Source organism: Glycomyces luteolus, from assembly GCF_027622875.1.
GTDB classification, from domain to species: domain Bacteria; phylum Actinomycetota; class Actinomycetes; order Mycobacteriales; family Micromonosporaceae; genus Glycomyces; species Glycomyces luteolus.
Map to the genome: position 1 here is coordinate 39,772 of NZ_JAPZVP010000013.1, position 11,435 is coordinate 51,206.

Annotated in this window: 12 protein-coding genes; 5 read left to right on the forward strand and 7 right to left on the reverse strand. The window is 68.8% G+C overall.

The features are described from left to right. Positions 1 to 6: 6 nt before the first annotated feature. From rsmG to O1R50_RS16550, 3 genes are all read left to right on the forward strand, one after another. A complete protein-coding gene (gene rsmG / locus O1R50_RS16540) occupies positions 7 to 708 on the forward strand; it encodes a 16S rRNA (guanine(527)-N(7))-methyltransferase RsmG (protein ID WP_270111221.1) in 702 nt (233 codons plus the stop codon). A 494-nt stretch (positions 709 to 1,202) separates the two neighbouring features. Then, positions 1,203 to 2,213: a ParA family protein gene (locus O1R50_RS16545; RefSeq protein ID WP_408612722.1), complete on the forward strand. Its 1,011-nt coding sequence runs from the start codon at positions 1,203 to 1,205 to the stop codon at positions 2,211 to 2,213. Positions 2,214 to 2,216: 3 nt separating this feature from the next. Further along, positions 2,217 to 3,284, forward strand: a complete 1,068-nt coding sequence (locus tag O1R50_RS16550) for a ParB/RepB/Spo0J family partition protein (protein ID WP_270111223.1) — start codon at positions 2,217 to 2,219, stop codon at positions 3,282 to 3,284. Positions 3,285 to 3,484: 200 nt separating this feature from the next. On the opposite strand, the gene O1R50_RS16555 is transcribed toward O1R50_RS16550, so the two are convergent. Next, a complete protein-coding gene (locus tag O1R50_RS16555) occupies positions 3,485 to 4,033 on the reverse strand; it encodes a GNAT family N-acetyltransferase (protein ID WP_270111224.1) in 549 nt (182 codons plus the stop codon). 263 nt (positions 4,034 to 4,296) lie between these two features. Between O1R50_RS16555 and O1R50_RS16560 the strand changes: the two genes are divergently transcribed. Beyond that, positions 4,297 to 4,911 carry a hypothetical protein gene (locus O1R50_RS16560; RefSeq protein WP_270111225.1) on the forward strand — a complete coding sequence of 205 codons (615 nt, stop codon included), beginning with the start codon at positions 4,297 to 4,299 and terminating at the stop codon, positions 4,909 to 4,911. Between the two features lie 76 nt (positions 4,912 to 4,987). Here the strand turns inward: O1R50_RS16560 and O1R50_RS16565 are convergent, their stop codons facing one another. Together O1R50_RS16565 and O1R50_RS16570 are read right to left on the reverse strand one after the other, a co-directional pair. Next, positions 4,988 to 5,899 (reverse strand): D-alanine--D-alanine ligase family protein, encoded by a 912-nt coding sequence (locus O1R50_RS16565; protein ID WP_408612726.1) that lies wholly within the window; start codon positions 5,897 to 5,899, stop codon positions 4,988 to 4,990. A gap of 50 nt (positions 5,900 to 5,949) precedes the next feature. Next, positions 5,950 to 7,197: an aminotransferase-like domain-containing protein gene (locus tag O1R50_RS16570; RefSeq protein ID WP_270111227.1), complete on the reverse strand. Its 1,248-nt coding sequence runs from the start codon at positions 7,195 to 7,197 to the stop codon at positions 5,950 to 5,952. A gap of 324 nt (positions 7,198 to 7,521) precedes the next feature. Between O1R50_RS16570 and O1R50_RS16575 the strand changes: the two genes are divergently transcribed. After that, positions 7,522 to 8,223: a GNAT family N-acetyltransferase gene (locus O1R50_RS16575; protein WP_408612727.1), complete on the forward strand. Its 702-nt coding sequence runs from the start codon at positions 7,522 to 7,524 to the stop codon at positions 8,221 to 8,223. Positions 8,224 to 8,365: 142 nt separating this feature from the next. Here O1R50_RS16575 and trxA read toward each other — a convergent pair whose 3' ends face one another. The 4 genes from trxA to sigM all read right to left on the reverse strand — a co-directional run bounded on the left by trxA (position 8,366) and on the right by sigM (position 11,434). Continuing rightward, positions 8,366 to 8,683, reverse strand: a complete 318-nt coding sequence (gene trxA, locus O1R50_RS16580) for a thioredoxin (RefSeq protein ID WP_270111229.1) — start codon at positions 8,681 to 8,683, stop codon at positions 8,366 to 8,368. Between the two features lie 35 nt (positions 8,684 to 8,718). Continuing rightward, complete coding sequence (trxB, locus tag O1R50_RS16585; RefSeq protein ID WP_270111230.1) at positions 8,719 to 9,669, reverse strand: thioredoxin-disulfide reductase; 951 nt, start codon at positions 9,667 to 9,669, stop codon at positions 8,719 to 8,721. 188 nt (positions 9,670 to 9,857) lie between these two features. After that, positions 9,858 to 10,646: a hypothetical protein gene (locus O1R50_RS16590; RefSeq protein ID WP_270111231.1), complete on the reverse strand. Its 789-nt coding sequence runs from the start codon at positions 10,644 to 10,646 to the stop codon at positions 9,858 to 9,860. Next, entirely contained in the window at positions 10,643 to 11,434 is a 792-nt protein-coding gene (sigM, locus tag O1R50_RS16595; RefSeq protein ID WP_270111233.1) for an RNA polymerase sigma factor SigM, read from the reverse strand. Before sigM ends, O1R50_RS16590 begins: the two co-directional genes overlap by 4 nt. Position 11,435: the final 1 nt, after the last annotated feature.

Genomic DNA, 11,435 nt, shown 5'->3' on the forward strand with positions numbered 1-11,435 from the left:
GACAACATGACTGAGGAGCCGACGGGCTCCGAATCCGCCGAGGCCAATGTTTCACGTGAAACATTGGCCTCTGTGTTCGGAGCCGGAGATCCTGAAAGTGCCGGCGAGCGGATCGCCCTGGCCGAGGCCTACGTGGGTCTGCTCTCGACCATCGGGATCGAGCGCGGCCTGATCGGCCCACGCGAGGTACCGCGGTTGTGGGGACGGCACGTGCTGAGCAGCGCCGTGGTCGAGGAGCTGATCCCCGAGAAGTCCGACGTGCTCGACGTCGGCTCCGGCGGCGGACTGCCGGGCATCCCGCTCGCTATCGCGCGGCCGGACCTGTGGGTCACGCTCGTGGAGCCGATGCAGCGCCGCGTGGACTTCCTGACCGAGGTCATCGAGGCTCTCGGCATCTCGAACGTGGAAGTGCTGCGCGCCCGCGCCGCCGAGGTGGACCCGAAGGGCCAGGCGGACATCGTGGTGTCCCGAGCGGTGGCCCCGCTGGCGAAGCTCGTCGGCTGGTGCCTGCCGCTGGCCCGTGTCGGCGGCGCGATGCTGGCCATCAAGGGACAGGGCGCCTCGCTCGAGGTGACCGAGAGCGGCGGGCTCATCAAGCGAGCCGGCGGTGGCAAGGCCTCGATTCTCACCTGCGGCGAGTCCAAGCTATCTGAGCAGGATGAGTTCACCATCCCCGCAACGGTAGTGAAGATCGAGCGGATCCGCTGAACCGCGCCCGCAACGACTCACCTCGAGGATAGTTTCGAATAGCGTTGTACTGCAACGGATGCCGCGATGAGACCATCATCGCGGCATCCGTTCTTGTGGTTTCCACGCTTTGCGCTCGGCGGACTGCGCAGCGTTCGGATAGTGTATGGCACGTAAGCTTCTCCGAGCAGGGTCATGTTTCACGTGAAACATCCGGCCCGTAGTCTGTGGCGGTGAACGTGCGCGACCCCCTTCCTTCTGAAGATCGTGAACTCCAGAACTCCCTTGGCGGCGATACCCCGGCCGAACGGCGCATCCGAAACCTCCTCGATGCGGCCGTGAGCGAAGAGGCGCCTCCGACTCGGCGGCACCGCTATCGAGAAACTTCACCGGCGCCGGGTGGCGCAGCCCCGGCCTTCGGCCAAGGTGGGCCAGAATCGGTGACGATGGAGTCCGGTGCGGACGGCGGCACATCGTCGGAGGCCCGGGCTGACAACGGGGGAGAGCGGGACGGGATGCCCAGAGGCACATCGCAGCGAGGTCGTTCGGGTCGGCATGTGGCACCGGACGAGGCAGCCAAGAACGGCAGAGTGAAGACTGAGGCGCCGGTGCCCGCGCAGCCCGACCCTCTTGATGACGACTTGCCGCTGGCGCGGGAAGCGCAGCGGGCCGTGCGGGTGCTCAATCCTTCAGGGAGCGTGACGATGCCGCGGCCGCCGCGCCGCCGAGTCATCGCGATCGCCAACCAGAAGGGCGGGGTCGGTAAGACCACCAGCACGGTGAACCTCGCGGTCGCCTTGGCGCTGCACGGGAACCGCGTGATGGTCATCGACCTCGACCCGCAGGGGAACGCCTCGACGGGCCTCGGCGTCGAGCACGGCGCGGGCACGCCGAGCGTGTACGAAGCCGTCGTGGAGGGCCAGTCGCTCGACGAGATCGCCACTCCGGTCGACGGCATTCCTTCACTGGTGTGCGTTCCGGCGACGATCGACCTGGCCGGTGCCGAGGTCGAACTCGTCAACGTCGTGGCCCGTGAAGGCCGCCTTGAGAAGAGCATCGCGACCTACAGCGGGGAACTCGACTACATCTTCATCGACTGCCCGCCCTCCCTCGGCCTGCTCACGGTCAACGCGCTCGTGGCCGCCGAGGAGGTGCTGATCCCGATCCAGTGCGAGTACTACGCGCTCGAAGGACTGGGCCAGCTCCTGCGGAACATCGAACTCATCAAGGCGCACCTGAACGCGCGGCTGCGGGTCTCCACGATCCTGCTCACCATGTACGACAAGCGGACCAAGCTCGCCGATCAGGTGGAGCAGGAAGTGCGCGGGCACTTCAGCGAGATCGTGCTCGACGCGGTCGTGCCGCGGAGTGTGCGCGTCTCCGAGGCACCCGGATACGGGCAGTCGATCATGACGTACGACCCCGGCTCCCGGGGTGCGACGAGCTATTTCGAAGCGGCCGAGGAGATCGCGCGCCGCGGCGCGAAGCTCTCCCGGCGGAGTAAGAACCAGAAGGGCGGGAACTAGTCGATGGCTGCGGCGAAACGCGGAGGGCTCGGTCGCGGACTGGGGGCGCTCATCCCCACCGGTCTGGCCGAGACCACGACGACCGAGGAGGAGCCGGAAGCGGCTCCCGCTCCGGTCGCGGCGCCCCGGCAGGCGGCCCCGAAGAAGCGCGATGTTTCACGTGAAACATCGACGCCGGCTCAGGCCGATGTTTCACGTGAAACATCGGAGGGACCGGAACTCGTGCCGGTCCCCGGGGCGAGCTTCCAGCTGATCCCGATCGGGGACATCGGCACGAACCCGAAGCAGCCGCGCCAGATCTTCGATGACGACCACCTCGCCGAACTTCAGACCTCCCTCACCGAGGTCGGGATGCTCCAGCCGATCGCGGTGCGCGAACGCACCCCCGAGGAGCCTCGCGAGGACGGTGCCCGCTTCGAGCTCGTCATGGGTGAGCGGCGACTCCGCGCCGCAACGGCGCTCGGCTGGGACGCGGTCCCGGCGATCGTGCGCCGCACCGCCGATGAGGAACTGCTCCGCGAAGCACTCCTCGAGAATATCCACCGTGTGCAGCTGAACCCGCTCGAAGAGGGCGCGGCCTATCAGCAACTGCTCGAAGAGTTCAACGTGACGCAGGAGGAGCTGTCGAAGAAGATCGGCCGCAGCCGCCCGCAGATCTCGAACATGATCCGACTCTTGGGCCTGCCGCCGACGGTGCAGACGAAGGTCGCCGCCGGTGTCCTCACCGCAGGCCACGCGCGGGCGCTGCTCGGCCTCGACAGCGCGGACTCGCAGGAGCACATCGCGGAGCGGATCATCAGCGAGGGGTTGTCGGTGCGGAGCACCGAGGAACTCGTGACGGCGAACCGCTTGGAGGAGAAGCCCGAGCTCGACGAGCCGCGCAGTGCCTCCGCGCGGAGCGCGAAAGACCGCATCAAGGCGCCCGGACTCGAGGAGTTGAAGGAGCGCCTCTCGGATCACTTCGAGACGCAGGTGGCGATCTCCTGGGGCCGCAAGAAGGGCAAGATCACCATCGAATTCGGCTCGCTCGCCGACCTCGACCGCATCGTCGAACAGATCGGCATCAAATAAGCGCCGAACCCCAAGGGCGAGAACATGAAACCGGATATTCCCGATTTATCCCTCCTAAGGGACCCCTGGAATCAAAAATACTCGGGGGGCCCGACAAGAATCGGGCGTGTCGCTTCACTCGTTCGAGTGACTACGAAAAGCGGCCGGGGCGATGTTTCACGTGAAACATCGCCCCGGCCTTCGTCGTTCGGGTGTCTCCGTCAGGAGAGCTCCCGCCACATGATGATGTCGTCCCGGTAGTCGTCGTCGGCCATGCGCACGGCGCGCGGCAGACGTCCGACCTCGGTGAAGCCGTGCCGCCTATAGAAGGCGTCGGCACCAGTGCCCGAGCGGACCTTGAGGCTGAGCGCATCGAGCTTCAGCTCTTCGCGCGCGACTTGATCGACTGCCGCCAGGAGTTTGCCACCGAGACCGCCACCCTGTCGGGAGGGATCGACCTGGACGTGGCGGATGGTCCGCCAGCCCTGTCGCGGCGGGCTGTCGTTTGATGTGAGAACACACCAAGCGACAATGGCGGCTCCTTCCTTTAGAGCGACCAGCGTGTCAGTCTGGTCGATCACTCGCGCGAGAATGGAAACGGTGTGAGGGCGAACCTCTTCGATGTTGACCGGCGGGACGAACCCGACGGAACCGCCGGCGTTCGTCACTCTCACCCAGAGATGGCTGAGTTCGTCAACGAGCGCGGCAGTCACCGGGGGGTCCACGAGCACGGCGATGTCGCCGCCCGAAACGGGCGACGCCTCCGGCATGGAGCTATCAGTAACTGTTGCTTGCACGCCCTCCAGCTTGCCCTACCGACCCGCCCGTCCGACAGTCCCTTCCCGCCATATGGGCGCACGTCACTATCGGCCCCGAAAACCGTATTCTGACGACGATTGCCCTGCTTCACGCACTAAATGTCAGTCCACTATCGGGTGTCGATCCTGCGACGCGCCGCGTAACCTCGTGGAAATCTGCCAAAAGGTCGATTCCGGCTGTTTCCAGTCTCGCATTCATGCGGTATTTTTCGATGGTGGCATCTGCGAGCACCCCCGGCCCGAATTCCAAGCCCGACCTGACGAACCAGAGCCGACACCCGAATCCGCCCGCGAACGGCGTGCGCCCGACCCTGCCCCCATTCGTCGACTGGCCCGCCTTTCCGTTCGAAGGCGAGCTTCGCATCAAACCCCTGCAGGAACCGGTGGACGCCGAGCCGCCGCGCCGCGGCGACCGCCAAGAGCAGTGCGCCGCCTGCCACACCCCCGACTCCGCCTACCTCTGGTCCAACGAGCGGTGGCGCCTCAAGAGCCCGCCAGCGCCCAGCGGCCTGCCCGTGGTGGTGATCCTGGAGCCGCGCGCCCACCTCGACCTAGGGGACCTCTCGACCATGCACGCGGCCGAGCTCGGTGTGCTGACGGTGCGGCTGGAGCGGGCGATCCGCTCGCTCGAGTCGGTCGCGCAGGTTCACGTGAACCGCTGGGGCGACGGCACCGCGCATCTCCAGCAGTGGTTCCTGGCCCGCCCGCACGGCTATCTCCAACTGCGGGGCCCGTTCATGACGATGTGGGATGAGATCCTGCCGCCGGTGGAAGAGCACGAGTGGCAGATGAACCTGGAGTACATCGCTGCTTGGCTCTCGGACGACTGACGCCCGAACGACTGAGGGTGTCGATGTTTCACGTGAAACATCGACACCCTCAGTCGTTCGGTAGGTGTGCGTTGCCCTATGAGCGGGCGATGGCCCGGCGGACCATGGTCGCGAGGGCCTCGCCGAAGTCGAGGCCCGCGGCCTTGATCGCCATGGGCAGCAGGGAAGTCTCGGTGGTGCCGGGGGCGACGTTCGCCTCCAGCACTTGGATGCCGCCAGCGTCGTCGACGATCATGTCGATGCGGGACATGTCGCCGAGGCCGAGCGTGCGGTGGACCTGGACGGCCAGTTCGGCGACGCGGGTCGCGACCGGCTCGCTCATGGCCGCCGGGACGGTCCAGCGCGTCGCGCCCGGGTTGTACCGGGCGGCGTAGTCGTAGTCGCCGTGCAGCGGTGCGATCTCCACCGGCGGGAGGGCCGTGGGGCCGTCGCCGAGGTCGACCACGCCGACCGCGATATCCCGGCCTTCGACGAAGGATTCGATGAGCGCTTCGTCGCTGTAGGAGAAGCAGCCCATCATCGCCGAGGGGAAGTCGTCCTCCTTGTGCACCGCGTGCACGCCGAGGCCCGAGCCGCCGGAGTTGGGCTTGACGACCAGCGGCAGGCCCATCTTCGCGGCGATCCGGTCCAGGAGCTTACGGGCCCCGAAGTCCGAGAACGCCTGGCGCGGCATCACGGTCCAGTCCGGCGTGGGGATCCCGGCCGTGCGGAGCAGGTCCTTGGCGGTGATCTTGTTCCACGCGCGGCGCGCGCCGACCGAGCCGGTGCCCACGATCGGGATGTCGGAGAGTTCGAGCACCGCTTGCAGGGAGCCGTCCTCGCCGGGGGAGCCGTGCACGAGCGGCAGCACCACGTCGGGCGGGAACTCCTGGAGGGCGGGCAGCAGCTCGCCGTCCAGGTCCCGGACGTCGCAGACCATGCCCTGGCGCTGCAGGGCGTCGGCGGCCCGGCGGCCGGACTTCAGCGAGACCTCGTGCTCGTAGGACATGCCTCCGGCGAGGATGAGGACGCGGATGTCCGAGGCTGCGGGACCCGCCTTCACGCTGCGCCTCCGGCGAAGGTGTCGCGCAGGTCGATGTCGCCGGCGACCACGCCCGCCAGGCGGCGCACGCCTTCGCGGATGGTCTCGGAGGTCTGGGTAGAGAAGTTCAAGCGCATCTCCCTGCGGCCATTGCCGTCAGCGTAGAAACCGGTGCCCGGGACGTAGGCCACGCGCTCTTGGAGCGCGCGCGGCAGCATCGCCTTCGAGTCGAGCCCTTCGGGAAGCGTGGCCCAGATGAACAGGCCGCCGCCCGGCATGGTCCAGGTCATGCCCTCGGGCATGTAGTCGCCGAGGGCGCCGAGCAGGGCGTCGCGCCGGTCCCGGTAGAGCGTGTTGAAGACCTTCACCTGCTGGCGCCACTCCATCTCGGTGAGGAAGCGGAGCGTGGCCTCCTGGGTGAGCCCGGACGGGCACAGGATCGAGGCCTCGATGGCCAGCAGCAGCTTGTCGCGCACGGCGGGCGGCGCGAGGACCCATCCGAGGCGCAGGCCCGCGGCGAAGATCTTGGAGACGGTGCCGAGGTAGATGACGCCGCGTTCGGCGCGGGCGCGCAGCGGGGCGGGCGGGGCGCCGTCGAAGTTGATCATCGAGTACGGGTCGTCCTCGATGATGAGGAGGCCGTGCCGTTCGGCGATCGCCAGGATCTCCTCGCGGCGCCCCTCGGTGAGGGTGACGCCGGCCGGGTTCTGGTACGTGGGAATCGTGTAGAGGAACTTCGCTTGGCGCCCTTCGCGTTCGAGCGCGGCGAGGCCCTCTTCGAGCCCGGCGGGGATGAGCCCGTCGTCGTCCATCGGCAGGTGCCGGACGTCGGCCTGCGCGGCCTGGAAGGCCCCGAGCGCGCCGACGTAGGTCGGGCCCTCGGCGAGCACGATGTCGCCGGGGTCGAGGAAGGTGCGGGCGAGCAGGTCGAGTCCCTGCTGCGCGCCGGTGGTGAGGACGAGGTCGTCGGCTGAGGCGCGGATGCCCGAGAGCTCCAGGACGCCGCACAGCGCTTCGCGGAGCGCGACGCTGCCCTGGCCGGGGCAGTAGCCGAGCGCTTCGGCGCCCACTTGGGAGAGGAGGCGGGTGAACATCTCGCCGAGCTCGTCCATGGGCAGTGCGGCGGTGTAGGGGTTCCCTCCGGCGAGGGAGACGACCTCGGGTCGCGATGCGACCGAGAACAGTGCGCGGATCTCCGACTGTGCCATCCCGTGAACCCGGGATGCGTAGCGACCGGTGTAATCGTCGAGTGTTGTACCGGACACGCGGAGACCTCCTCTGATGGTCCTCGTCGCCCGCGATCCGTGGTCGCGGGTCGGTGCGGCGGTGTCGCTCGACGCTTCGCTCGGGAGCTCGGGTCGTATACGGCGCCGCTCGCGCGGGATCTCGTATGGACACGTCCGGCCGCGGTCCGCGGTTGACCCGCGAGGGCCGAAACGGTGTTCCGACCAGCCTACGCGCTGAGGCGTTGCCGCCGCTCGAAAGATTCGCGGCGCGTGACGTGCGATCGGACAACTCTACTAGCACGAGGAGCGAAGGGGCCGCGTGTTTTCCGTCATGTGGACGCCGGATGGACGTACTCTGTACGGGTGCATCGGCGCATGGTCAACCTCACACTCGACTCCTTGGAAGACCTTCCGGGGCGTTGTCGGGCCTGCGTGTTCTGGGAGCTCTCACCCCTGTGCGCGGAGGCCGCCCGCGACGTTGGCGAGCCCGCCCTCGAGAAGGAGGCGTGGCTGTCGCACACCTTGCTCGAATGGGGAGGGTGCGGCCGGATCGCCTTTGAGGGCGATGAGGTCGCCGGGTACGTCACCTACGCTTCGCCGAAGTTCGTGCCGCGCTCGATGGAGTTCCCGTCGGGTCCGGTCTCGCCGGATGCGGCGCTGTTGATGACCGCCTACGTGAACCCGACCTACGCGGGTACGGGGCTGGGCCGCCAACTGGTGCAGACCGTGGCGGCCGATGTGGCGCGGCGGGGGATCTACGCGATCGAGACGTTCGGCGACGCCCGCGGCGAAGCGCGCGCGTGCCTGGTCCCGGCGGACTTCTACCGTTCGGTGGGTTTCAAGACGGTGCGGCAGGATCGGCGCTATCCGCGGTTGCGCCTGGAGCTGCGCTCTGCGCTCGACCGGAGCGTGGAGGCGGAGGAGCCGTCGGTGTTCAGCGACCCGGTGGAGTGGTTCAAACTCGACGACTTCGAACTGGAGCAGTTCCTCGGCGAGCCGACGACCGGCGGCCACGCCCGGATCGACCGCCCCGGCACGCAGCGCGGCGGCGAGCTCTTCGACTGAAGTCCGCGAAGGTGAAAGCGGATTTTCCGGAAATGTCCGCCCGGGGGACCCCTGAAGTTAACGCTATCGCGGGTGTATGACATGAATCGGAGGACGGAACCGCGGTTCCGTCCTCCGATCGATGAAAAGTCGCTCGCGTTGGTTACTGGCCCAGGAATTTGCGGATGGCGGCCTTGGGCTGGGCGCCGATGAGCTGCTGGGCGGGCTTGCCGTCCTTGAACAGGATCATCGTGGGGACGCTCATGACCTGGTACTCGCGGGTGATCTCGGGGTTCGCGTCCGTGTCGAGCTTGCGGATCACGAAGTCGTCGGTCTCCGCGGCGAGCTCCTCGAGCACCGGGGCGACCTTCTTGCAAGGCCCGCACCATTCGGCCCAGAAGTCGACGAGCACCGGCTTGTCGGACTCCAGCACCTCGGCCGTGAACTCGGCCTGGCCGTTAACTGCTTTGATGGCGCCCATGGGCATCCTCCTGTGTGTCGATGAGAGCGGGTGGGTCAGCTGATCTGCGCGGTGCGGTGTTCGAGGGCGGCGATGTAGCGCTCGGCGTCGAGCGCGGCCGTGCAGCCGGTGCCGGCGGCGGTGACCGCCTGCTGGTAGGTGTGGTCGACGAGGTCGCCGGCGGCGAACACGCCTTCGAGGTTCGTGCGGGTCGAGGGCGCGGCCACCTTCACATAGCCGGACTCGTCGAGCTCCACCTGCCCCTTGAACAGCTCCGAGCGCGGGTCGTGGCCGATCGCGATGAACAGGCCCGTGGCGGGCAGCTCGCGCTCCTCGCCGGTGACGGTGTCGACGAGCTCGACGCTCGAGACCTTGCCGTCGGTGCCCTTGATCTCCTTGACCGCGGAGTTCCAGGCGACCTCGATCTTCGGGTTCGCCAGGGCGCGCTCGGCCATGACCTTGGAGGCGCGGAACTCGTCGCGGCGGTGGACGATGGTGACCTTGGAGGCGAACTTGGTGAGGAACGTGGCCTCCTCCATCGCCGTGTCGCCGCCGCCGACCACCGCGATGTGCTGGTCGCGGAAGAAGAAGCCGTCGCAGGTGGCGCACGCGGAGACGCCGCGTCCCATGAGTTCGTTCTCGCCGGGCACGTTGAGCGGGCGGAACGCCGAGCCGGTCGCGAGGATCACGGTCTTGGCCTGGTATTCGCGGTCCTCGACCCAGACCTTCTTGATCGCTCCGGTGAGGTCGACGCGGGTGACGTCGTCCGAGACGAGCTCGGCGCCGAAGCGCTCGGCCTGCTTGCGCCACTGGTCCATGAGCTCGGGGCCCATGATGCCCTCGGGGAAGCCGGGGTAGTTCTCGACCTCGGTGGTCTGCATGAGCGCGCCGCCGAACTGGAAGCCCTCGAACACGAGCGGGCGCAGGTCGGCGCGGGCGGTGTACAGCGCGGCGGTGTAGCCGGCCGGGCCCGAGCCGATGATGATGACGTCGCGGATTTCGCTCACCGGGTTCGCTCCTGAGATGGTTCGGCGCTCCAGGGACGGCTCCCTGAACTGACTGCTTCAACGTCATCTTATTGACCCGAAATTCCGGGCCCTGCCGCTGTGGCGGGCTTGTGACAGGCGAATATCCCGATCGTGGGGAAGCTCACCCGTCCGCCGGCCGCGAACAGGCCGGATTCGGCGCTTCGGCGTCAGGCCTGCTCGGCGAGCGGTTCGATGACGCCGTCGGCGCAGGCGGGGGTGAGCGCCACGGCGATGTCGCCGTCGTCGCCGACCATGAGCGCCATGATCGCGGGCCGCGTCTCGAAGCGGGCGAAGTCGACCGCGACGAGCAGGCCTTCGTACCGCTCGGCGATGGCCTCCTCGCAGCGCTGCCAGAAGTCGCCGCCAGCGGCCAGGTCGGCCAGTTCGGGCGGGACCTCGCCGGAGGCGCTGTCCGCGCCGAGCTCGCGCAGGACCGCGACGAGGTCGGTGCCCTCGCCGTAGTCGCTGCCGGTGGCGAAGGTCTCGATCCCCGCGAGGCCGTCGACACCCGCCTCGTCCTCGCCGGATTCGTTCTGCGGCCCTTCGGACTCGGCGGGGCCCGGGTCCCCGGTCGCGCCCTCCGCCTCGCCTTCGCGGTCGGTCTGGTCCTCGGCGAGGACCTCGGAGGAGCTCGCGCCGCTGTCCGATTGGGACGCGCCGGTGGTCAGCTGGATCGCGGTCGCGACGCCGCCGACGGTGACCAGCACGGCCGCCGCGGCACTGGCGATCGCGTACCGGACCCGCTTGGGCCGCAGGCGCTCCGCGAACCGCTCGGCCCAGCTTTCGAACGCGTTCCCGCGGCCGCGCGCGTGCAACGTGTCCGCCGGCGGGAGGGTGTCGAGGACGCGGTCGAGGCGGTCCCCGACCTGCTCGGGAAGGTCGCCGTAGTCGCTGGAGGCCTGCCGCAGCATGCGGCTGACCTCGGCTTCGGCGTCATCCGGGCGTTGCGGGCTCATCGGTTCCCCTCCCCTCTGCCGTTGCCGTCTTCGAGCGTGCCGGTCTGGAACGTCGCTCCTGGTTCGACGCCCGGCTGCCGCGGCGGGTTCCCCGCCTCGGCGTCCGCGCCGCCTCTCAGCGGCGTGTCGCCGCCCACGCCGCCCAAGGGCAGGCCGACGGCCGGATCGCGGAACGCGCGGTCCTGCAAGGCCGGGTCGAATTCGGGCAGCCGCTCCGCGAGGCGCTTGCGCGCCCGCGAAGCCCGCGACTTCACCGTGCCGGGACGCACCTTCAGGATCGCGGCGACCTCCTCGACCGGGTAGCCGAGCATGTCGACGTAGACGAGCACCGCCCGCTGGTCGAACGGCAGCTCCGCGAGCGCCCGGTGCACGCTCAACCGGAGCGCGGCCTGCTGCGGGTCGAGCGCCGCGTCCACCGCGGGCAGCGACAGCGCGTCGTCGTCGGCGAGCGGCACGGTCGGTCGCCGCCCCGACGCGCGGATGCGGTCGAGGCAGGCGTTCACGACGATGCGGTGCAGCCAGGTGGTCACGGCGGAGCCGCCGCGGAATCCCCCGGCGCCCTGATAGGCCTTGATCATCGCGTCCTGCACCGCCTCGGCGGCGTCCTCCGGGTCGCCGAGCGTGCGCACCGCGACGGCCCACAGCCGCCCGCGGTGGCGCCGGAACAGCTCGCCGAAGGCCTCCCGCTCGCCGCCCACATGACGGCGCAGCAGCTCGGCGTCGGTGGCGCCGCTCAAGTCGGGACCAGGGCCGACGGGGCCCCGGCCGTGCGGGAGAGGGGCGGGCATG

Coding starts and splice junctions, on each gene's coding strand:
- O1R50_RS16565 (WP_408612726.1), bottom strand. CDS start 5,899: ATGTCCTACGAGCACGAGGTCTCGCTGAAGTCCGGCCGCCGGGCCGCC.
- rsmG (WP_270111221.1), top strand. CDS start 7: ATGACTGAGGAGCCGACGGGCTCCGAATCCGCCGAGGCCAATGTTTCA.
- trxA (WP_270111229.1), bottom strand. CDS start 8,683: ATGGGCGCCATCAAAGCAGTTAACGGCCAGGCCGAGTTCACGGCCGAG.
- sigM (WP_270111233.1), bottom strand. CDS start 11,434: ATGCCCGCCCCTCTCCCGCACGGCCGGGGCCCCGTCGGCCCTGGTCCC.
- O1R50_RS16555 (WP_270111224.1), bottom strand. CDS start 4,033: ATGCCGGAGGCGTCGCCCGTTTCGGGCGGCGACATCGCCGTGCTCGTG.
- O1R50_RS16545 (WP_408612722.1), top strand. CDS start 1,203: ATGCCCAGAGGCACATCGCAGCGAGGTCGTTCGGGTCGGCATGTGGCA.
- O1R50_RS16590 (WP_270111231.1), bottom strand. CDS start 10,646: ATGAGCCCGCAACGCCCGGATGACGCCGAAGCCGAGGTCAGCCGCATG.
- O1R50_RS16550 (WP_270111223.1), top strand. CDS start 2,217: ATGGCTGCGGCGAAACGCGGAGGGCTCGGTCGCGGACTGGGGGCGCTC.